Consider the following 19,711-nt stretch of genomic DNA (forward strand, 5'->3'; position numbering starts at 1 on the left):
TGCGTCCGAGTTCCTGCGAGGGCGGCAAAGCGGACGTATCGTGTCCGTGTCCGAAAAGTGCCGGCGAGGACGCACGGCCGCCGCACGCGTGCGCGAGGACGTACGCCGGGAAGCTGGGGAGCCGGCCATGGCCGATCCCAAGGGATTCATGACCACGCCCCGCGAGGAGTGGCCCCGCCGGCCCGTCGGGGAACGGGTGCGGGACTGGCACGAGGTGTACGTTCCGGGAGCGCTGCTGCCCATCATCGGCGGGCAGGCGGACCGGTGCATGGACTGCGGTGTCCCGTTCTGCCACCACGCCTGTCCGCTGGGGAACCTGATCCCGGAGTGGAACGACCTGGTCGCGCGGGACGACTGGCGCTCGGCGGCGGACCGGCTGCACGCGACGAACAACTTCCCGGAGTACACCGGCCGGTTGTGTCCGGCGCCGTGCGAGGCGGGGTGTGTGCTCGCGATCAACCAGCCGGCCGTGACCATCAAGAACGTGGAGTGCGCGATCGCGGACCGCGCCTGGGAGGAGGGGTGGGCGCCGCCGTGCCCGCCGGACCGGCTGTCCGGGCGGACGGTGGCGGTCATCGGCTCCGGCCCCACCGGCCTGGCCGCCGCCCAGCAGCTGACCCGGGCGGGGCACACGGTCGCGGTGTACGAGAAGGACGACCGGCTCGGCGGCCTGATGCGGTACGGCATCCCCGAGTTCAAGATGGAGAAGCACCATCTGGAGCGGCGGCTGGAGCAGATGCGGGCCGAGGGGACGAGGTTCCGTACCTCGACGGCGGTCGGGCGGGACGTCGACGCGGCCGGGCTGCGGGCCCGCTACGACGCGGTGGTGATCGCCACCGGGGCCACGGCCTGGCGGGAGCTGCCGGTGCCGGGGCGGGAGCTGGCCGGGGTGCACCAGGCGATGGAGTACCTGCCGCTGGCCAACCGGGTGTGCGCGGGCGATCTGGAGACGTCCCCGCTGTCCGCCGCCGGGAAGCACGTGGTGATCGTCGGCGGCGGGGACACGGGGGCCGACTGTCTGGGCACCGCCGTGCGGGACGGCGCCGCGTCCGTGACCCAGCTGGACATCTACGCGCAGCCGGGCACCGAGCGGGACGAGGACACCGAGCCCTGGCCCACGTACCCGCGCGTCTACCGGCTGTCCGCCGCGCACGAGGAGGCCGCCGCGCTGCGGACGGCGCCGGCGGCCGACGCCGACGCCCGGCTGTTCGCCGCGTCGACGCTGCGCCTGACGGGCGACGCGGAGGGGCGGGTGCGCGCGCTGCATTTGGTCGAGGTGGACGAGCGGCGCCGCCCGCTGCCGGGGGCCGTCCGGACGCTCCCCGCCGACCTGGTGCTGCTCGCGCTCGGCTTTTCGGGGCCGGACCGGGAGGACGGGATCGTCGATCAGCTGGGCCTGGCCCTCGACCCCCGCGGCACCATCGCGCGGGACGAGGGCTTCGCGACCAATGTGCCCGGCGTGTTCGCGGCCGGTGACGCCGCCCGGGGGCAGTCGCTGATCGTGTGGGCGATCGCGGAGGGACGGGCGGTGGCCGCGGCCGTCGACCGCCACCTGACGGGCAGCACCCGGCTGCCGGCACCGATCGGACCGTACGACCGGCCGATGAGCGTGTAGCCGGCGGGCGGCCCGGATCCGGCGTGCGGAGTCCGACGCCTGGGGCGGGCGTCCGGGTGGCGGCCGCCTGGAACCGGCCTCTGCCTCCGACTCCCCGCCGCGGCGCCTGTATCCGGCGCCCGGCCCCAGCCCCGGACTGCGGCGCCCGGCCCGGGTGCCTGCATCCGGCGTCCGGCCCCGCCCGGCTGGCGGCGCGCGGCGTAGGCCGCGCCCGGCCCCGGCTCCTGGGCAGCGCGCCACCGGGCTGGGACGGCCGCGGGCGCCGGGACCAGCGCCCGCGGAGCCGCCCGGCTCAGCGGCGGCCGCGTTCGTCCGTGCCCGCCGTCCTGGCCGTGGCCAGGGCGATCCGGTTCCACGTGTTGATGGTGAGGACGAGCGCGATGACCTGGGCGAGTTCCTCCTCGTCGAAGTGGGCGGCGGCCTCCGCGTAGACCTCGTCGGGGACACCGTGGTCGGCGACGAGGGTGACGGCCTCCGTCAGGGCGAGGGCGGCCTGCTCGCGCTCGGTGAAGAAGTGCCGGGCCTCACGCCACACGGCGACCATGTGCAGCCGCTCCTCGCTCTCGCCGGCCCGGCGTGCGTCACCGGTGTGCATGTGGAGGCAGTACGCGCAGTGGTTGAGGTGGGAGGCGCGGATCTGGATCAGTTCCACCAGAGCCGGATCGAGCCCCGCGCGGGCGGCGGCGTCGAAGCCGACGAGGGCGCGGAAGGCCTTCGGGGCGGACCGCGCGAAGTCCAGGCGGGGGCGCTTCTCGGGCAGGGACCGGAGGGCCGGGAGGGTCGGGGTGCCGGTGGGGTTCATCCGTGTCGCCTTCGTCGTCATGGCTTCACGCTACGGTCCGCAAAGACCGGCTGTAGGGTGCATTTCCATGGCTGATTCGTGGGTCAATCAGGCGGAGCGGATCGGTGCCGACCTGCACCTGGAGCTGTCGGGGCCGGGCGGGCGGCGGGCCGCGCTCATCCGCGCGCTGCGCGAGGCCGTGCGCAGCGGCCGGCTCGCGCCGGGCACCCGGCTGCCGCCCTACCGTTCGCTCGCCGCCGACCTGGGCGTGGCGCGGAACACGGTGGCCGACGCGTACGCGGAACTCGTCGCCGAGGGCTGGCTGACCGCCCGTCAGGGGTCCGGCACGCGGGTCGCCGAACGCGCCGAACCCCTCAACCGCACCGCGAACCGCAGTACGCACCGCACTGCGACCGGCACCGCGAACCGCGCCCCGCGCGTGCCCCGAAAAACACCTCCACGCGCGCGTGGGCCCCGGCACGACCTGAGCCAGGGCACCCCGGACGCGTCGGCGTTCCCCCGCGCGGCCTGGCTGGCCTCCTACCGCAGGGCCCTCCAGCAGGCGCCCAACGAGGTGTTCGGGCCCGGCGATCCGGCGGGGCGCCGGGAGCTGCGCGAAGCGCTGACCGAGTACCTGGCACGGGCACGCGGGGTACGCACCGAGCCGGACCGGATCGTGATCTGCTCGGGTTTCGCTCACGCGCTGCGGCTGCTGTTCCACCCGAACGGCCACAGCGGGGCCCCGTCCGTCCTGCGCGGCCCGCTGGCCGTCGAGTCGTACGGGCTCGGCTTCCACCGCGGTCTGCTGTCCGCCGGAGGCGTCCGCACGGTCCCGTTGCCCCTGGACGCGGACGGCGCCCGGGCCGATCTGCTGGCGGGCGAGCGGGCCGTTCTGCTCACGCCCGCGCACCAGTTCCCGACCGGCGGCCCGCTGCACCCCACCCGCCGGGCCGCCGTCGTCGACTGGGCACGCGCGCGTGGGGGCGTGGTTCTGGAGGACGACTACGACGGGGAGTTCCGCTACGACCGCAAGCCCGTCGGCGCGGTGCAGGGCCTGGACCCGGAGCGGGTGATCTACCTCGGCTCGGTCAGCAAGAGCCTGTCGCCGGCGGTGCGGCTGGGCTGGATGGTGCTGCCGGAGCGGTACGTCGACGGGGTCCTCGCGGCCAAGGGCGAGCGGGAGGGCTGGGCGAGCGTGCTCGACCAGCTGAGCCTCGCCGACTTCCTCGCCTGCGGGTCGTACGACCGTCATGTGCGCCGGATGCGGCAGCGGTACCGCGGCCGCCGGGACCGGCTCGTCGCCGCGCTCGCCGAGCGGGCCCCGCACATCGAGGTCACCGGTGTCGCGGCGGGGCTCCACGCGGTGCTGCGGCTGCCGCCGGGGACCGAGCCGTCCGCCGTCAAGGCCGCCGCGTGGCAGGGCATCGCCCTCGACGGCCTGGCCGCGTTCCGCCACCCGGAGGCCCCGATGGCCGCGCCGGACGGCCTGGTCGTGGGGTACGCGACGCCGTCGGAGCACGCGTACGGCGCGGCGCTGGACGCGCTGTGCGGGGTGCTGCCGCCGCCTTGACGCGACGGGGGCGGAGGCGCGGGAGGGGCGTCCAGGCACCTTCTCCGGCACAGGCCGTGCACGGCGGCCCTCCCCGACCGCGCTCACGCCCGCACCCGCACCCGTCTCCTAGGGCTTGCGCCCCACCGCCCCGTATCCCGGGATCACCCCGTCCTCCTCCCCCGGAACCGGCTCACCCAGTTCCGGTCGCCACTCGTTGACCACGGCGACGCCGGGCTCGACGAGGTCGAGGCCGTCGAAGAAGCGGGTGAACTCCGCGCGGGAGCGCAGCGCCAGCGTCACCCCCGCCGCCTTGAGCTTGGCGGTCGCCGCGGCCGACTCCTGCGGGGTGAAGTCGGCGGTGGCGTGGGTGATCACCAGGTGGCTGCCGGAGGGCAGTTCGGCCAGCAGGCGCCGCACCAGGTCGTGCGCGCCGTCCTCGTCGGGGACGAAGTGCAGCAGCGCGACCAGGCAGAGCGCCACCGGCCGGCCGAAGTCCAGGACCTTCCTGGCGCCATCGAGGATGGCGTCCGGATCGCGCACGTCCGCCTGGAGGTACTCGGTGGCACCCTCCGGGGTACCGCGCAGCAGGGCCGCCGCGTGAGCGAGCACGATCGGGTCGTTGTCGCAGTAGACGACCCGGCTGTCGGGTGCGATGCCCTGGGCGATCTGATGGAGGTTCGGCTCGGTCGGGATGCCGGAGCCGACGTCCAGGAACTGCCGTACGCCCTGCCCGACGAGCCAGCGGGTGGCCCGGTGCATGAACGCGCGGTTGACGCGCGCCATCACCGGCACCCGCGGGTCGAGGGCCAGCATCTGCCGGCCCATCTCCTCGTCGACGGGGTAGTTGTCCTTGCCGCCGAGATACCAGTCGTACATCCGCGCGGGATGCGGCTTGGCGGTGTCGATCCGGATGGCACCGGCAGGGTCCTGCCCGGTCATACGGCACTCCGTAAGCGTCCGGCGGCGCACCGGGCGCCGCGCTGAGTAGTCAAGTTTTCGTACCGGTCCGTGAGGGCGAGTCGGGCTGAGACGTCACGCAGAGACAGACAGAAACAGGCAGGAAGAGCCAGAGACAGAAGACGGAAGACGGAGACAGAAGCTGAAAAGCAATCAGGCCACCGGGGCCGGCTCACGACAGCAGGAAGTCCGCCACCCCCGCCTTGGCCCCCTCGATGAACGCCGTCATCTCGTCGGTGGTGTAGATCAGCGCCGGCCCGTCGGGGTCGGTGGACTGCCGGACGGCGATCCGGCCGTCGGCGAGCTTCATCGCCTCCAGGCAGTTGCCCCCGTTGCCACCGCTCCACGGCTTGTGCCAGCCCTCGCTGCCCAGCTCCCGCGCGGGCATGCCGTTGTAGATCCGCTCCGCGCGGACTCTCGGCTGGGGCTGGGACGTGATGCGATCCATTACAGCTCCTTGCGGAGATCCCGCAGGATCTCCTTCGTGCGTTGTGCCGTGGCGGCCTGCGCCGCCATGCGGTCCATGACCTCCAGGTGGGTCGCCACCTCGGCGCGCGCGTCGAGGTAGACGGCGCCGGTCAGGTACTCGCTGTAGACCATGTCCGGGAGTTCGGGCATGGCGAACCGGAACAGCACGAACGGCCCGTAGGTCCCCGGATGCGGCCCCGTGGAGAACGGGATGACCTGCAACGTCACATGGGGCAGGTTCGTGGCCTCGAGCAGCTTGTCGATCTGCGCGCGCATCACCTCCGGGCCGCCGACCGGGCGGCGCAGGGCCGTCTCGTCCATCACCATCCACAGCCGCGGGGCGTCGGGACGGGTGAGCAGTTCCTGGCGTTGCATCCGCAGGGCGACATGCCGCTCGATGTCCTCCGGCCGGGTCTGGCCGACGGCTCCGGAGGTCAGGACCCCGCGCGCGTAGTCCTCGGTCTGGAGCAGGCCGGGGACGAAGTGCGGTTCGTAGCTGCGGATGAGGCTGGCGGCGCCCTCCAGGCTGACGTACATCGAGAACCAGCCGGGCAGGATGTCGTGAAACCGCTGCCACCAGCCGGGCTGGTTGGCCTCCTCGACAAGTCGCACGAAGGACTCGGCCTCGTCCTCGGGGACGCCGTAGGCCTTCAGGAGCAGCTGGACGTACGGGATCTTGAGGGCGACCTCGGCGGTCTCCATGCGGCGGACCGTGGCGGGCGCGACGTGGAGGACGCGAGCGGCGTCCTCACGCTTGAGCCCGGCGCGTTCCCGCAGGTCCAGCAGGCGCCGACCGAGGACGACCTGGCCCACCGTCGGTGCGGACCGCGGCTCGCTCACGCTCCACCTCCAGTCAAGGGTTTCCGGACAGCCCGGCGGCGCCATTCGAAGACCCGCCCGAGGGTCCGTCCCGGCCGGCCTCGACTGGCCGACCGAAACCCACCTCAAACGGCCGAAAACAGCCGGAATCAGGTGGTCGGACCCTCGGCGATCCCAAGTGGCGCCGCGCGACGTGCTGTTGCGAGCAGTGTGCCATGACCGTTCAGAGAGTCATACGGCACTCTGCAATTTTCAGAGTGACGCTTGCCAAGTGTCCGCGCCGGGGAGATAGTGGCAAGCGTGATTCCGTCCGCGCCCTTAGGAACAGACTCCGCCGCAGGCCGGCCTCTCGGTCTCGGTGGCGATGGCGATGTCCCCGTTCGACCAACCGGGTCGGCAGCGGGCGAGGAAGCCGTTCCCTCCCAGGGCGCCGCCGAGCGCCGGTTCCGCTTCGAACTGGCCGCACACCCGGGCTCCGCCGCGCAGGCCAGACGTCTCACCCGGGCCCGGCTGACCCACTGGTCGGTCTGCGAGGACACCTGCGACTCGGCCGCCCTGGTGGTGTCCGAGCTGGTCACCAACGCCATCGTGCACACCGCGAGCGACGTCGTCGTGTGCGAGCTGCACGACGGCGACGACCTGGTGCGCATAGCCGTGCGCGACCAGGGGTGCGCGCCGGGTGAACCCTGCCCCTCCCCGCAGCGGGCCGACGAGGAGCACGGGAGGGGACTGTTTCTCGTCGACGCCCTCAGCCATGCCTGGGGCGCCCAGGAACACGGTCCCGGTCTGCTCGTCTGGGCCGAGCTGCCCCGCCAGGCACAGGCCCCGCGCGCGGACCTGGGCTGGGGCGCCCCACCCAAGCCGGGCCGTACGGACGGCGGCCCCGGCGAGGAGGACGAGACGGAGGCGCAGGATCTGCTGCCGTCCGGGGGACGCGGCCGTACCCCGGCCGCTCCGGAGCGCACACGTGCGCGCCACACGCCATACCGGCGAACGGGGGACCCGGGAGTCCCCCCGTTCGGACGCGGCCACGCCTGGGGGGGCGTGTGACACCCGCGTCCGGCGGCGGGCGGGTGCGCAGCCTGGACACGCTGGTCCGCCTCCGGCGCGACCTGCACACGCCGGGCTCGCCCCGCCCGCTGTCCGTCCCGGACGGCATGACCGCCCCGCTGGGCTGCGACGCCGTCGCGATGCCCGCCCGCTTCGGGCCACAGGTCCTGCCCCGGCTGCCCCGCGTGGGATGCGTCTACGCCGACGACACGCACTGGTGGTGGCTCGTCCCGTCGGACTCCGACTACGCCCTGGAGTGGCCCGCGCCCGCGCGGTACGCGGTCGGCGCGATCACCGCGGACGCCCCGCGCCTGATCCACCAACCGGACGGCGAGCTTCCGTACACCCCGCCGATCCCGCTCTACCTCGCCCTGTGCCGGCTCACGGGCACCACGCCGACGTGGTCGCAGGTGGTCAGCGCGTAGCACCGCAGCACCTGCCCCGGCAGACAACGCGGGAACGCGAAGGTGCGCTTCGGGCCGACCGAGTCGACCTGGCCCTCCCCAGGGGGCCGAGGGCTCACGCGGTCACCCGGTGGTGACGGGCTCGTCGCACCCCGCGCGGTCATCCGGCAGCGCGGTCGCCGCACCCGGCGCGGTCGCCCGGCAGCGCGGTCGCCGCACCCCGCGCGGTCACGCCGCCGCCTCCGCGGGGACGGGTTCGCGGACGATCACCAGGAACGTATCCGTCGAGAGGTCCATGACGACCTCCGCCGGCATGCCCTCCAGACGTCGCGCGTGTGCGAACTCCTCGGCCGGCCACGATCCGCGCGGACCGCCGGCGGGAAAGCGCTCGAGCACCATTCGCCCGTTCACCCTGCACCTCCAGAAAGCGTCGTACCTGTATGAGTTAACGCCTGGCGACAGATAAACGCCTCGTTCGGTGACGGGACTGAGACCTAGTTGACACTCGTTCACCGCAGTGTGTGAGGCAGGACTCGGCAAACGGGTGGTTTCGACTACTGGGCGTGTCACCCCCCGCACCCGTCGTGATATCGGATCGCGTCATCGCCCACAGGCGCCCCGGGGGCTGACGCAGGCCCCTTCGGTTTCTCCCACGCTGACCCATCGCGGGGGCAGAGGATGCTTCTGGCCGGGGGTCGCGCGGGGGTCGTGCGTCGCTCACCGGCGCGGGCCGTACGTCGTCTCGCACCGAATGTCGTACATACGTTCCTGTCAGGTGTCGTACCACTGGACCCGCCGGCCGTGTCCGCGGTCGAGGAGCGCGGGCAGCCGCTCCCCCAACTCCCGTGCGACGGAGGCCACGTCCAGGGTCAGCAGCTCGCGGTCGCGCATCAGGACGCGGCCGTCGACGATCGTGGTGCGCACGTCGGAGGAGCGGGCGCTGTGCACCAGGGTCGCGGCGAGGTCGTGGACGGGCTGGGTGTGCGGGCCGGTCAGATCGACGAGGACGATGTCCGCGCGGTGCCCCGGCGCGAGGGAGCCGACGACGCCGTCGAGGCCCACCGCGCGGGCGCTCTGGAGCGTGGCGTGGTGCAGGGCCTGACGGGAGGTCAGCCAGCGCGGATCGCCCTCGGCGGACTTCTGGACGAGGGCGGTGAGCGCCATGGATGCCCACACGTCGAGGGAGTTGTTGGAGGCGGCGCCGTCCGTGGCGAGCCCCACGGGAACGCCGGCCGCGCGCAGGGCCCGTACCGGCGTGGTGGTGGGCCAGGCGAATTTCAGGTACCCGCGCGGTGCGGTGGCGACGGCGACCCGCCCGGCGGCCCGTTCCAGGACGGGCAGGTCCCGTTCGGTGATGCCGGTGCCGTGCGCGATCAGCACCTCGACGGGCGCGTCGGGCGCGGCGGGCGCGTCGGGCGCGTCGGCGCCGAGGAGGCCGGTGCGCTCCAGGACCTCGATCGGGGTGACGCCGTGCCGGGCGAGGCTTGCCTCGGTCTGGTCGCGGTTCTCGGCGGCGTGCAGGTGCACCGGCAGTCCGTGCTCGTGGGCCAGCCGGGCGGTGTGGGCGAGGTCGGCGTCGTCGACCGTGTAGGGGGCGTGCGGGGCGAGGGCGGTGGTGATCCGGCCGCCGGCGCCGCCCCGGTGCCGTAGCGCGAACTCCAGCGAGTCCTCCCGGCCCCGCGGTCCCCGGGACGAGAAGAAGACCTGGCCCAGGTGGGCGCGCAGGCCGCACTCCGCGACGACGGCGGCGACCGTGTCCATGCGGAAGTAGTGGTCCGCGAAGCAGGTCACCCCGCCCCGGATCATCTCCGCGCAGGCCAGCCGGGCACCGAGTTCGACGTCCCGCGCGGTGAGGTTGGACTCGACGGGCCAGACGACGTCGTTGAACCACTCCTCGGTGGGCAGGTCCTCGGCGACGCCGCGCAGCGCGGCCATCGGCGCGTGCGTGTGGCAGTTGATCAGTCCGGGCAGCGCGACCTGCCCGCGCGCGTCGATGCGCTCGGCGGCCGGCACCCCGGTGACCTGCGCGGTGCCGGTGACGGCAGTGATGACGCCGTCGCGCACGACGATCGCGGTGTCGTCGCGGAACGCGATCCGCTCGTGGTCGGTCCGGCCTTCGACATGCACGAGTGCGGTGCATCCCGTGATGATGAGGTCGGCGGGAGAAGTCGTCATCACGCCAACGTACGGCGGGGTGGTACCGCGACGTGAGCCGGATCGCGCATCCGGTTCCGGCCCCTGTCGCGGGGCGGCCCGGGCAGCCACCCTGGCCTCACCACAACCCGCCACCCGGCTCTGCGAAAGGAGCCCGGCATGCTCGTGGGCACCTGGAACCTGGAGAACCTCTACCGGCCCGGCGGGCTGTTCGGCCCGCGCGACCAGACCGCGTACGAGACCAAGCTCGCCTCCCTCGCCGCCGTGGTCACCGAGCTGGACCCGGACCTGCTCGGGGTGCAGGAGATCGGCGAGCCGGTCGCGCTGACCGACCTGGTCGGCATGCTGGACGGCGAGTGGCACACCGCGGTCTCCACCCATCCCGACAGCCGGGGCATACGCGTCGGCTTTCTCAGCCGTACGCCCCTGCGCCTGCTGGCCGACACGACGGCCTTCCCGGACATGCTGCGCCCCGTGCAGACGGACGACACGGGGCAGGCCGCCGAGGCGGCCGGGCGGGGCCTGCTGGCCGTGGAGACGGAGGGCGTGTGCGCCGCCGTCGCGCACCTGAAGTCCAAGCTGCTGTCGTACCCGGTGAACCGTTTCCACCCGCACGACGAGGGCGAACGCGCCCGCTACGGCGTCTACGCGCTGCACCGCCGGGCCTGCGAGGCGGCGGCGCTGCGCGCGCTGGCCGACACGCTGCTGGCGGGCGACGGCCGGGAACGGGACGTGGTGGTGCTGGGCGACCTGAACGACGAGGTGCAGGCCGCGACCACCCAGCTCCTGCTCGGGCCGCCCGGCTCGGAGATCGGCACGCCCGGGTTCGACCGGGCCGACCGGGGAGACGCGGCCCGGCTGTGGAACGTGGCCCCGCTCATCCCGGCCGGACAGCGCTACTCGCGGATCAACTCCGGACGCCCGGAACTGATCGACCACGTCCTCGTCAGCCACCGCCTGGCCCGCCGGATCGCGGTCGCGGGCACCGGACTGCCCGCCGAGACCGCTCCCCGGCTGCCCTCGGTGAGCGAGGACCCGGCCGGCCGCCGGGACGCTGCGGGCTCGGACCACGCGCCGGTGTGGGTGCGGGTCGACTAGGAGCACGGACCGGTCGGTCCCGAACCGTCCGACGGCTCCCATCCGACGGCACCCACCCGACGGCCGTCCGGTTTACCGACCAGCAGCCCGGGTGGCCCGGCCAGCCGTCCGGCTTTCCCTTTCCCGGCTATCCGGCGAGAGGCAGGGCGGCCGCGCGGAGCCGCCCGCGCTGGCCACAGAGGCCGTCCAGCACTCCGAGGCCGTCGGCTGTCTCCAGGTCGCCGAGGAGCCGGTCGAGCCGGTGGACGTGGAGCGGGGTGAGCCGTCCGGTGTCGTCCAGGTGCACGGCGCAGGCGGTGACGGTGTCGACGAACCGTTCCAGCAGGGCCGCCACCCGGTCCGCGCCCTCGGTGTGCCGGGCGAGGGCGGGCAGTTCGGCGGAGGCCACGGCGATGGCCGTACGGGCCTCGGCGAGGGCGCGATAGGCCTCGCGGCGCAGCACCCACCGCGCGGGCCGGTCGGCGGAGCCGGTGAGGACGTGGGTGAGGTAGGCGTGTGCGGCCCCGCCGGCCGCCGCGAGCCGGGCCCGCACTCCGCCGCCGCGCTCCCCCGGCATCGGCAGATGCCCGACGATCAGGACGATCGCGCAGGCCAGCAGGGTCTCGGCGATCCGGCTCGCGGAGGCCTGCGGTTCGCCGCCGAGCATCACCAGGGCGAGCACGAGCACGGTCACGACGGCGGTCTGCGCGGCGAAGTGCCGGGTGGCGACCGGGATCAGCGCCCCGCTGACCGTGACGACCGCGACCAGCCCGGCGGGCTGGGGCAGCACGGCGGCGAGCCCGGCGAACAGCAGCGCCCCGAGGACGGTCCCCGCGGCCCGGCACAGCACCCGTGAGGCGAGCGGCCCCAGGTCGGGCTTGACGAGGAACACGGCGGTGGCGGGCAGCCAGTACCAGTGGACGTGGTGGAACACCTGCGCCACGGCCACGGCGGCCCCGAAGGACAGGGCTACCCGCGTCCCGTACTCCCGGCCGGCGGTCCCGAACGCCACGCGCACCAGCTGCCGCGCGGTGCGCCGACGGCGGTGCGGGGCGTCACCGTCGCCCCGGTCGAAGGCCTCGGCGGCCCGCAGCAGGGCGTCGTCCAGGGCCCGCAGGGCGGGCGCGGAGCGCGAGGGGGCGGGCAGGGGTCCCGTGTGCGTGGCGCGGCGTACTGCGGCGGCGAGCCGCCGGGGCGCCTCGGCGGCCCGCGCGGAGACCGGCTCGGCAGCCCAGGCGAGCGCGGTGGCGGCCTCGGCGAGGGGGAGCGCGGCGGCGTACTGCGCGTGCAGCCGCCGCTCGGCGCCCGACCCGGCGTACCGCCGCAGCCGGGGTCCGGCGAGGGCGTCCTGGGCGTGGTCGAGGGCGGCGGTGAGCGCGGCGCGCCGGGCGGTGGCCCGCGGTCCGCCCACGGCCTCCAGCAGATCGGCGACGGCGTCGTACACCCCCGCGATGGCGCTGCGCTCCCCGTCGAAGCGGTAGTCCCCGGCGAACGCGCCCGGCGACGGCAGCACCAGCCGCAGCACCAGCAGCCACCCGGCCCCGCCGAGGAACACGAGCCCTCGCGCCCATCCCGGTTCTGGCAACGGCATCCCGGCGCCCACGGCGCAGGCGACGAGCACCTGCGTCCCGGCCGCCGACGCCACGGGTCCCACGGCACTGACACACCCCGCGAGCAGCCCCAGCAAGGCCATCACCACCGTCAGCGTGACCGCCCCGCCGTACTCCCCCGCGTACGTCCCCGCCACCATCCCGGCCGCCCCGGCCAGCGCCGGCACCCCGAGCCGCTTCACGGCGGCCCGCCGGCTCCCGGGCCGGTCGTTGATCCCCGCGAGCATCGCCGCGACGGCCGCCACCACCCCGGCGGACCCCCGCCCCAGCACCAGCGCCCCCGCCACCAACGGCCCCGCCGCCAGCGCCCCCCGCCCCACCGCACCCCACACCACGGGCCCCCGCTGCGCCCGCAACGCGTGGGCAAGCCAGGCGGGCAGCGCGACCGCCGGACGCCGGGACGGGCGGAATATCCGGGAAGGGCAGAACAGACGGAACAGACGAGACAACAGGGCTCCTGCCGAGACGAGGGCGGGGTGTGCCTTCGGGCGACGGTGGCCGGGCGGTGTATATGCAGCCCACGGTAGGGGCCGATGTTGGAGGGGGTGGGACGGGCGTGTTTCGGGGGTGTGACGGTCGGGTGGGTGACGGACTCTGCGAGGCGTATCCACGCCTCACGCGCTCGTGGCCCGAGCCTCCTCCACGCGCGCGTCGAAAAGTGCTGCCGCCCTTCCGACCGCCGCGATCATGGCGTCCGCGTTCGCCGCTCCCAGCGACGCGATGATGTGGTCCACCTCTCGCAACCCCGCTCGCTCCAGCAGTCGTTTCTCGTTGGTCACCCACTCGCCCGCGGCCGCGAGTACGGCGTGGGCCGTCTGGGTCGCGGCGACGGCGAGGGCGCCGGCCAGTTCGGTGCGGCGGGTGGCGGGGGCGTGGTTGGCCTCGGCGTAGGCGAGGGTGGCACGGGCGAGGCCGTGCCAGCGGTCGGTGGCGGCGCGGCGGAGCCGGTCCGGGTAGCGCTCGGGGCGGGGCGGGGTGCCGCGCAGGGGCTGGTTGACGGCGAGTTCGGCGACGATCAGGTAGCTGGGGATGCCGGCCAGGTGGAAGAGGAGCGGTTCGATGTGGAACCGGCCCTGCTCGGCCTCCGCCATCTCGTGTTCCACCACGTCCAGGTCCCGGTAGTGGACGTCCACGCGCCGGCCGTCCACGGTGAGCCAGCCGCCGCCGTTGAACACGCCCCCGCCCCATTCGCCGATCTCGGAGACCTCGCCCTCCCAGCCCAGCGCGCGCAGGTCGGCGGGGTCGAAGGGCCCCCGGTAGTAGATGCCGACGTCCCAGTCGCTGTCGGGGCGATGGGTGCCCTGCGCGCGGGAGCCGCCGAGGGAGACGGCCTGGACGGTGGGGAGGGCGGCGAGGTGGTCGGCGAGGAAGTCGGGGAAGGCGGCGTCGGTGAGGGCGGGCATGGGCGGCTCCGGGCGGTCGTCGTACGTCGTGCGTACGTGGTGGGGCGGCCTGGCTGCCGGGCGGGCGCCTGCAACCGCACCGAAGGGGCAGCGAGGGGTAGCGAGGGGGCAGGGTACGCGCGGGAATGCGGTTCCGCACCGGATTTAGGGGTCCTCCCTGTCCTCCCTCTGCCTCGGTCCCCGCATGTCGGGTCGGGGGCCGCCGCACGCCGGCCGGCAGTTCGTACCCACTTTGCCGGACGCGATTGTCAGTGGGGCGCGTTATCAATGAAGTCGTACGTCACGCAGGGTGATGACGACAGGGGGAACAGTGATGATGACGACGACGCCGCAGGACGCGCCTCGGGACGGCGAGCCGGAGCACGCCGGACGGGCCCGGCAGGTCCGGGAGGCGCGGCGGCCCCAGCCGGGGCGGCAGGCCCGGACGCATCTGTCCATGGCCGGGCTGCGGGCGCGCGGTTGGACCGCCGCCCTGGTCCGCCGGCTGCTCGGTGAGCCCGATCTGCTGCGCCCCCACCCGCTGTTCCGTACGGCCCGGCAGATCCGCCTGTATCGCGTCGAGCGCGTCGAAGCCGCCGAGCGCGGCGACGAGTTCCGGGCCGTCGCCGCCGCCGCGGCCCGGCGCACCGCCGAGGCGCGGACGACGGCGCTGCGCAGGCGGCGGACGCGTCGTCGCCCCGGCACGGCGGGCCTCGGCAAGGACGACGCCCGGCGGCGCCGCGGCCCGCGCCGAATTCGGGTGCGGGCGCGGCTCGATGCCTGGATGATCGACTGATCGCCCGCCGTAAGTCCCGACCGACTCAGGAGCGCTCGTGATCCAGCGCGTCACCGTCCCCGAACTCTTCCCACCCCCGCGCTATGCGCACGCCTCCGTCGTCGAGGCCGGCGCCAAGCTGGCCTTCCTCGCCGGGGCCGTCCCGCTCGATGCCGAGGGGAAGCTGGTCGGCGAAGGTGACCCGGTCCGGCAGGCACGGCAGGTGATCGCCAATCTGGAGCGTCAACTGGCGGCCGTGGGCAGTCATCTGACGCATGTCGTGGCGACCGACGTCTACGTGGTGAGCGACGAACCGTCGGTCCTCTCCCGCGTGTGGGACGTGGTGGAGGCGTCCGGGCTGAGCACCGGACCGCACTCGTCGACCCTGATCGGCGTGGCCTGCCTCGGCTACACCGGTCAGCTGGTGGAGATCACCGCCACCGCCGTCGTCCCGGAGCACACGGGCACCCAAGCACCGGCAGAGGAACGGATCTCCGGGGAGGCGCAGGTCTCCGGCAAGGCACAGGTCTTTGGGGATACACGGCTTCCCGGGGAGATACGGCCGTGACGCCGGCCGTCGTTCTGCGCCGGGCCACCCCGGCCGACGCGCGCCCCGCCGCCGACGTCTGGCTGCGGTCCTACGCCGCCGCGCTGCCGGGTGTCGTGCGGGCGCACTCCGACGACGAGGTCCGCGACTGGTTCCGGGCGGTCGTGGTGCCCCGGCAGGAGACCTGGGTGGCCGAGACCGCGGACGGGACCGGGCTCGTCGGGGTCATGGTGCTCGACGAGGCGGAGCTGTCCCAGCTCTACCTCGCCCCCGACTGGCGCGGCCACGGTCTCGGCGACCGGTTCGTCGCACTCGCCAAGGAGCGCCGGCCGCGCGGCCTGGACCTGTGGACCTTCCAGGTCAACACGCCCGCCCATCGCTTCTACGAGCGTCACGGCTTCGTCGCCGTCGAGTGGACGGACGGCAGCGGGAACGAGGAGCGGGAACCGGACGTGCGGTATGTCTGGCGGCCTGATCAGACGTATCAGGCGCGTACGGAACGGGCGTCCGCGGACGAGGCATGACCTTGCCCCTGCCGTCGGCTTCTGTCGCCGGAGACCCTGGTGCCGGGAACCCTGGAACCGAGTGCCCTGGAGGCGGGCGTCCTAGTGCCGGACACCCCGGTGCCGGACACCCCGGTGCCGGGCGTACGTGTCCGTCGCCTCGACCAGCAGATCCGCGATGCCGGGCGCGCCCGCGCTGTGCCCGGCCTCGTCCACGATCCGCAGCTCGCTGCCGGGCCAGGACTGGTGCAGACGCCAGGAGACGCCGAGCAGGTTCCCGAAGTCGAGGGCGCCCTGGACCATGATGCCGGGGATGCCCCTCAGCAGGTGGGCGTCGCGCAGGACGACCCCCTCGTCGTTGCCGTCGCCGAGGAAGTGGCCGTTGCCCCAGTAGTGCGTCACGGTGCGGGCGAAGCCCATGCGGAACACCGGGTCCTCGTAGCGTTCCACCGAGCGCGGCGGGGCGGGGACGATCGCCGTCTCCCAGTCGGTCCAGCCGCGCGCCGCCCGCTCCCGCACACGCGGGTCCGGGGACTCCAGCAGCCGGTTGCAGGCCGCCGCGAGGTTGCCGTCCCGCTCGTCCTCGGGCACCAGCGCCACGAAGCGTGCGAAGGCCTCCGGGAAGATCTTGCCCAAGCCCCTCGTCATCAGCGCCACTTCGGGGTTGGAGCCGGTGGCGATCCCGGTGAGCACCAGCTCGGAGACCACTCCGGGGTGTGTCTGCGCGTACCGCAGCCCCAGCACCGAGCCCCACGACCCGCCCCACACCAGCCATCGCTCGATCCCGAGGTGGCGGCGCAGCAGCTCCAGATCCGCCATCACGTGCGCCGTCGTGTTGACGCTCATGTCGGTCTCGTACGCGCTCGCGTGCGGCGTCGAGCGCCCGCAGCCGCGCTGGTCGAGCTGGACGATCCGGTAGGCGGCGGGGTCGAAGAGGCGCCGGAAGGAGGGGAGACTGCCGGAGCCGGGCCCGCCGTGCAGCACCAGCGCGGGCTTGCCGTGCGGGTTGCCGCTGGTCTCCCAGTGGACGCGGTTGCCGTCCCCGACGTCGAGCATGCCGTGGTCGTACGGTTCGATCTCCGGGTAGAGAGCATCCGGGCACCGTAACCCCGCGCCACGGGCCGTGTCGCGGCCCTTTCCGCACAGCGGCCCGGAGCCCTGCCAGCTACGGCAGTCCGGCCGCGGTCGCCGCCGTGCGCAGCACCTCGCGCAGCATCTCGGCGGTCAGGCGGCCGGTGAAGGTGTTGCGCTGGCTGACGTGGAAGCAGCCGAAGAGATCGAGGCCATCGGCGGCGGCCGGGGTGGCGCGGCCGGTCGAGCCGGCGGTGGCATCGGAGGCGGAGGCGGCGATGGCAGCGGAGGCGGCGGTGAGGCGGACGTGCGTGCCGTGGGTGAACGCGGGGCGCGGCCTGGGCACCGTCCACCCCGCCTCGGCGAACGCGGGCAGCGCCGCCTGCCAGCCGAAGGCGCCGAGGACAACCACCGACCGCAGCGTCGGACGCAGCAGCCGCAGCTCCTGGACGAGCCAGGGGCGGCAGGTGTCCCGCTCCGTGGGCGTCGGCTTGTTGGCGGGCGGTGCGCAGTGCACGGGCGCGGTGACGCGTACCCCGTACAGCTCCAGGCCGTCGTCGGGGCGCTCGGAGGTGGGCTGGGAGGCGAGCCCCAGGTCGTACAGCGCCCGGTACAGCACGTCCCCCGAGCGGTCGCCGGTGAACATCCGGCCGGTGCGGTTGCCGCCGTGCGCCGCCGGCGCGAGACCGACGATCAGCAGCCGGGCGCCCGCCGGTCCGAAGCCCGGCACGGGGCGGCCCCAGTACGTCCAGTCCGCGAAGGCGGCGCGTTTGGTACGGGCCACCTCCTCCCGCCAGTCCACCAGCCGCGGGCACGCCGCACAGCCCGCGATCCGCGCGTCCAGGTCGGCCAGACTGTCCATGGCTCAACGGTACGGGTGACGGCGTTAAGGTCGGGGCATGGCTTCCGAGCGTACGGACAGGAACAAGGGCGACGACCGCCAGGACGACCGCCGGCTGAGCGCCGGCGATGAGGTCGGGCAGGCCGGAAACCCCGTACCCGTGAGCGCCCCGGCCTCCGAGGCCGCCGGACCCGAGGGCTCCCCCGCGCCCGCGAGCCCCGAAAGCGCCCCGGATCCCAAGGTCGCCGCCGCGATCGCCGCCGCCGAGGCCGCGGCTCCCCCGAACGGTGAGAACGTGCGGATCGACAGCTGGATCTGGTCGGTACGGCTGGTCAAGACCCGGTCCCTCGGCGCCGCCGCCTGCAAGGGCGGGCATGTCCGGGTGAACGGCGAGCGGGTCAAGCCGGCCCACTCCGTGCGCATCGGTGACGAGGTGCGCCTGCGGCAGGAGGGGCGCGAGCGGATCGTCGTGGTCAAGCGTCTGATCCGCAAGCGCGTCGGTGCCCCGGTCGCCGCCCAGTGCTACATCGACAACAGCCCGCCGCCCCCGCCCCGCGAGGCCGTGGCACCGGCCGGCATCCGCGACCGCGGCGCCGGCCGGCCGACCAAGCGCGACCGTCGCGAGCTGGAACGCCTCCGCGGCCTCGGCGGGTTCGGCGGCCTCGGCGGCCGCCCCGGAGGGTGATGACCGGGTACGGTCACCCCGTGTGCCGCGCCGGCCGCAGCATCCGCAGCAGCTCCGCGGTGTGCCCTCGTCGCGCCCAGGCGACGAGGGTGAGCGGCACCAGCAGGATCAGCGGTGTCGCCGCGTGCTCCCCGTCGAAGACGGTCAGCTGGACGACGAACGCGCCCACCATCAACCCGCTCAGCGCCAGCGCCGCCACCGACTGAAGCACGGGGATCAACAGGGCGACGGCTCCGGCGAGTTCCAGCGCGCCGATGCCGTACATCCCCACGTCGCCCCAGCCCATCCGCTCGAACGGCTCCACGGCCGAGGAGTGCGCGACCAGCTTCGGCAGCGCGCTGGCGACGGCGAAGAAGAGGGCCAGCAGCACCTGCACGGCACGCAGGGCGATACGGGCCGCGCGACCGCCGCGCGAGGCCGGCGCGGTGCCGGTGGCGGTGGCGGCTCCGGCGGGGGTGCCGGTGGCGGTGGCGGGGTGGGAAGCAGTGGTCTTGGACATGGAGGTCTCCTGCGGCAAGCGGTTGGTGCTGTCGTCACAGAGACAGACCCCCGCCCGCAGGGAAACTCATCGCCGTACCGCGAGTCCATCGCCGCACCGCGGCTCTCCCGCCATGAACTGCGTCCGCCGCATACGCCCGCCCCCGTCCGCCCCTATCCACCCACCAGCCACTCCCCCTCCGCCACCGGCACCGCCCTCACCCACATCCGGTCCTCCGTCAGATACCGGTCCACCCTGAGCCCCGCCTCGCCCAGCGCCTCCTCGAACTGTTCCTTCGTCAGCGGCCGCGCCCGGAACGTCTGGGTCCAGGTCGCGTCCGGGAACAGGTACTCCGCGCGCACCGAGCGCACCCCCTCCCCGACCGGTTCGGAGGACACGATCCGCACGGTGAACCCGCTGGGGTCGACCCGCTCGCGCGGCAGGTCGGTGTGGAAGTCCTCGCCCTCCCGCTGGATCAGCACACAGCCGTTCTCCGCCACGTGCCGCAGACAGGTCCGGAGCAGCCCGCGCCGTATCTCCTCGTCACCGGCGTGCACCAGGAAGGAGGCGAGCACCACCGCGTCGAAGGTCTCGCCCAGGTCCAGGTCCTCGATCGGGCTGAGGACCGTACGCGCCCCGCGGACGTGCTCCAGCATCTCGGGGGACTCGTCCACCGCCGTCACCCGGAAACCGCGCTCCACCAATGGATGGGTCATCCGCCCCACCCCGCAGCCGAGCTCGAGCAGGCGAGCGCCCGCCGGCACGGCGGAGGCGATGATGTCCGGCTCCGGCCCGACCGGAAGCCGTGTGTAGAGCTCCACCGCGCAGCCGTCCGGGGTGGTCGGCCCCGGCCCCGTCCCCTGATGTCCCGTTCGCATCCTCAGCTCCATACCCGGCCAACGGCCCGGCCCCGCACGTCCGTTCCCCCCTCCCCCCATACCA

20 protein-coding genes and 1 pseudogene are annotated in these 19,711 nt (G+C 74.2%); 9 read left to right on the forward strand and 12 right to left on the reverse strand.

Translation table 11 applies throughout. The features are described 5' to 3' along the window. Positions 1–127: 127 nt before the first annotated feature. Positions 128–1,615 carry a glutamate synthase subunit beta gene (locus tag G7Z13_RS08480; protein WP_165997482.1) on the forward strand — a complete coding sequence of 496 codons (1,488 nt, stop codon included), beginning with the start codon at positions 128–130 and terminating at the stop codon, positions 1,613–1,615. Positions 1,616–1,907: 292 nt separating this feature from the next. On the opposite strand, the gene G7Z13_RS08485 is transcribed toward G7Z13_RS08480, so the two are convergent. After that, positions 1,908–2,417 (reverse strand): carboxymuconolactone decarboxylase family protein, encoded by a 510-nt coding sequence (locus G7Z13_RS08485; protein ID WP_166004770.1) that lies wholly within the window; start codon positions 2,415–2,417, stop codon positions 1,908–1,910. Positions 2,418–2,484: 67 nt separating this feature from the next. On the opposite strand from G7Z13_RS08485, the gene G7Z13_RS08490 reads away from it, so the two are divergent. Next, a complete protein-coding gene (locus G7Z13_RS08490) occupies positions 2,485–3,966 on the forward strand; it encodes a PLP-dependent aminotransferase family protein (RefSeq protein ID WP_165997483.1) in 1,482 nt (493 codons plus the stop codon). A 108-nt stretch (positions 3,967–4,074) separates the two neighbouring features. Here G7Z13_RS08490 and G7Z13_RS08495 read toward each other — a convergent pair whose 3' ends face one another. From G7Z13_RS08495 to G7Z13_RS08505, 3 genes are all read right to left on the reverse strand, one after another. Then, positions 4,075–4,887, reverse strand: coding sequence for an SAM-dependent methyltransferase (locus G7Z13_RS08495; RefSeq protein ID WP_165997484.1), 813 nt, complete (start codon positions 4,885–4,887; stop codon positions 4,075–4,077). Positions 4,888–5,077: 190 nt separating this feature from the next. After that, positions 5,078–5,353: a DUF397 domain-containing protein gene (locus G7Z13_RS08500; RefSeq protein WP_043499903.1), complete on the reverse strand. Its 276-nt coding sequence runs from the start codon at positions 5,351–5,353 to the stop codon at positions 5,078–5,080. Next, positions 5,353–6,213, reverse strand: coding sequence for a helix-turn-helix transcriptional regulator (locus G7Z13_RS08505; RefSeq protein WP_165997485.1), 861 nt, complete (start codon positions 6,211–6,213; stop codon positions 5,353–5,355). Before G7Z13_RS08505 ends, G7Z13_RS08500 begins: the two co-directional genes overlap by 1 nt. 270 nt (positions 6,214–6,483) lie before the next feature. Here G7Z13_RS08505 and G7Z13_RS08510 point away from each other — a divergent pair, with 270 nt between their 5' ends. Together G7Z13_RS08510 and G7Z13_RS08515 are read left to right on the forward strand one after the other, a co-directional pair. Beyond that, positions 6,484–7,242, forward strand: coding sequence for an ATP-binding protein (locus tag G7Z13_RS08510; RefSeq protein WP_206313032.1), 759 nt, complete (start codon positions 6,484–6,486; stop codon positions 7,240–7,242). Next, positions 7,239–7,667: a hypothetical protein gene (locus G7Z13_RS08515; protein ID WP_165997486.1), complete on the forward strand. Its 429-nt coding sequence runs from the start codon at positions 7,239–7,241 to the stop codon at positions 7,665–7,667. The genes G7Z13_RS08510 and G7Z13_RS08515 overlap by 4 nt, the downstream gene beginning before the upstream one ends. 207 nt (positions 7,668–7,874) lie before the next feature. Here G7Z13_RS08515 and G7Z13_RS08520 read toward each other — a convergent pair whose 3' ends face one another. Both G7Z13_RS08520 and G7Z13_RS08525 read right to left on the reverse strand, forming a co-directional pair. Beyond that, positions 7,875–8,057: a hypothetical protein gene (locus G7Z13_RS08520; protein ID WP_165997487.1), complete on the reverse strand. Its 183-nt coding sequence runs from the start codon at positions 8,055–8,057 to the stop codon at positions 7,875–7,877. A 360-nt stretch (positions 8,058–8,417) separates the two neighbouring features. Continuing rightward, positions 8,418–9,821, reverse strand: coding sequence for an amidohydrolase (locus tag G7Z13_RS08525; protein WP_165997488.1), 1,404 nt, complete (start codon positions 9,819–9,821; stop codon positions 8,418–8,420). A gap of 138 nt (positions 9,822–9,959) precedes the next feature. On the opposite strand from G7Z13_RS08525, the gene G7Z13_RS08530 reads away from it, so the two are divergent. Continuing rightward, positions 9,960–10,898, forward strand: coding sequence for an endonuclease/exonuclease/phosphatase family protein (locus G7Z13_RS08530; protein WP_165997489.1), 939 nt, complete (start codon positions 9,960–9,962; stop codon positions 10,896–10,898). A gap of 127 nt (positions 10,899–11,025) precedes the next feature. Here G7Z13_RS08530 and G7Z13_RS08535 read toward each other — a convergent pair whose 3' ends face one another. Further along, the gene (locus G7Z13_RS08535; RefSeq protein ID WP_166004774.1) at positions 11,026–12,900 is read right to left on the reverse strand and encodes an FUSC family protein; all 1,875 of its coding nucleotides are present in this window, start codon (positions 12,898–12,900) and stop codon (positions 11,026–11,028) included. Positions 12,901–13,101: 201 nt separating this feature from the next. Next, positions 13,102–13,890, reverse strand: a complete 789-nt coding sequence (locus G7Z13_RS08540; protein WP_165997490.1) for a nucleotidyltransferase domain-containing protein — start codon at positions 13,888–13,890, stop codon at positions 13,102–13,104. Positions 13,891–14,203: 313 nt separating this feature from the next. On the opposite strand from G7Z13_RS08540, the gene G7Z13_RS33310 reads away from it, so the two are divergent. The 3 genes and pseudogenes from G7Z13_RS33310 to G7Z13_RS08555 all read left to right on the forward strand — a co-directional run bounded on the left by G7Z13_RS33310 (position 14,204) and on the right by G7Z13_RS08555 (position 15,715). After that, entirely contained in the window at positions 14,204–14,665 is a 462-nt protein-coding gene (locus tag G7Z13_RS33310) for a hypothetical protein (protein WP_206313033.1), read from the forward strand. Positions 14,666–14,702: 37 nt separating this feature from the next. Beyond that, positions 14,703–15,101, forward strand: a pseudogene (locus G7Z13_RS08550) (RidA family protein); the annotation flags it as partial. A gap of 107 nt (positions 15,102–15,208) precedes the next feature. Continuing rightward, positions 15,209–15,715, forward strand: a complete 507-nt coding sequence (locus G7Z13_RS08555; protein WP_165997492.1) for a GNAT family N-acetyltransferase — start codon at positions 15,209–15,211, stop codon at positions 15,713–15,715. 81 nt (positions 15,716–15,796) lie between these two features. On the opposite strand, the gene pip is transcribed toward G7Z13_RS08555, so the two are convergent. Further along, a complete protein-coding gene (gene pip, locus G7Z13_RS08560) occupies positions 15,797–16,840 on the reverse strand; it encodes a prolyl aminopeptidase (RefSeq protein ID WP_277347434.1) in 1,044 nt (347 codons plus the stop codon). Between the two features lie 19 nt (positions 16,841–16,859). After that, a complete protein-coding gene (locus tag G7Z13_RS08565) occupies positions 16,860–17,627 on the reverse strand; it encodes a uracil-DNA glycosylase (RefSeq protein WP_165997494.1) in 768 nt (255 codons plus the stop codon). A gap of 37 nt (positions 17,628–17,664) precedes the next feature. On the opposite strand from G7Z13_RS08565, the gene G7Z13_RS08570 reads away from it, so the two are divergent. Further along, a complete protein-coding gene (locus G7Z13_RS08570; protein ID WP_165997495.1) occupies positions 17,665–18,291 on the forward strand; it encodes an RNA-binding S4 domain-containing protein in 627 nt (208 codons plus the stop codon). A 13-nt stretch (positions 18,292–18,304) separates the two neighbouring features. Here the strand turns inward: G7Z13_RS08570 and G7Z13_RS08575 are convergent, their stop codons facing one another. Both G7Z13_RS08575 and G7Z13_RS08580 read right to left on the reverse strand, forming a co-directional pair. Next, positions 18,305–18,790: a DoxX family protein gene (locus G7Z13_RS08575; RefSeq protein WP_165997496.1), complete on the reverse strand. Its 486-nt coding sequence runs from the start codon at positions 18,788–18,790 to the stop codon at positions 18,305–18,307. A 152-nt stretch (positions 18,791–18,942) separates the two neighbouring features. Then, the gene (locus G7Z13_RS08580; RefSeq protein WP_206313034.1) at positions 18,943–19,647 is read right to left on the reverse strand and encodes a class I SAM-dependent methyltransferase; all 705 of its coding nucleotides are present in this window, start codon (positions 19,645–19,647) and stop codon (positions 18,943–18,945) included. Between the last annotated feature and the right edge of the window lie 64 nt (positions 19,648–19,711).

The organism is Streptomyces sp. JB150, assembly GCF_011193355.1.
Lineage (GTDB): Bacteria > Actinomycetota > Actinomycetes > Streptomycetales > Streptomycetaceae > Streptomyces.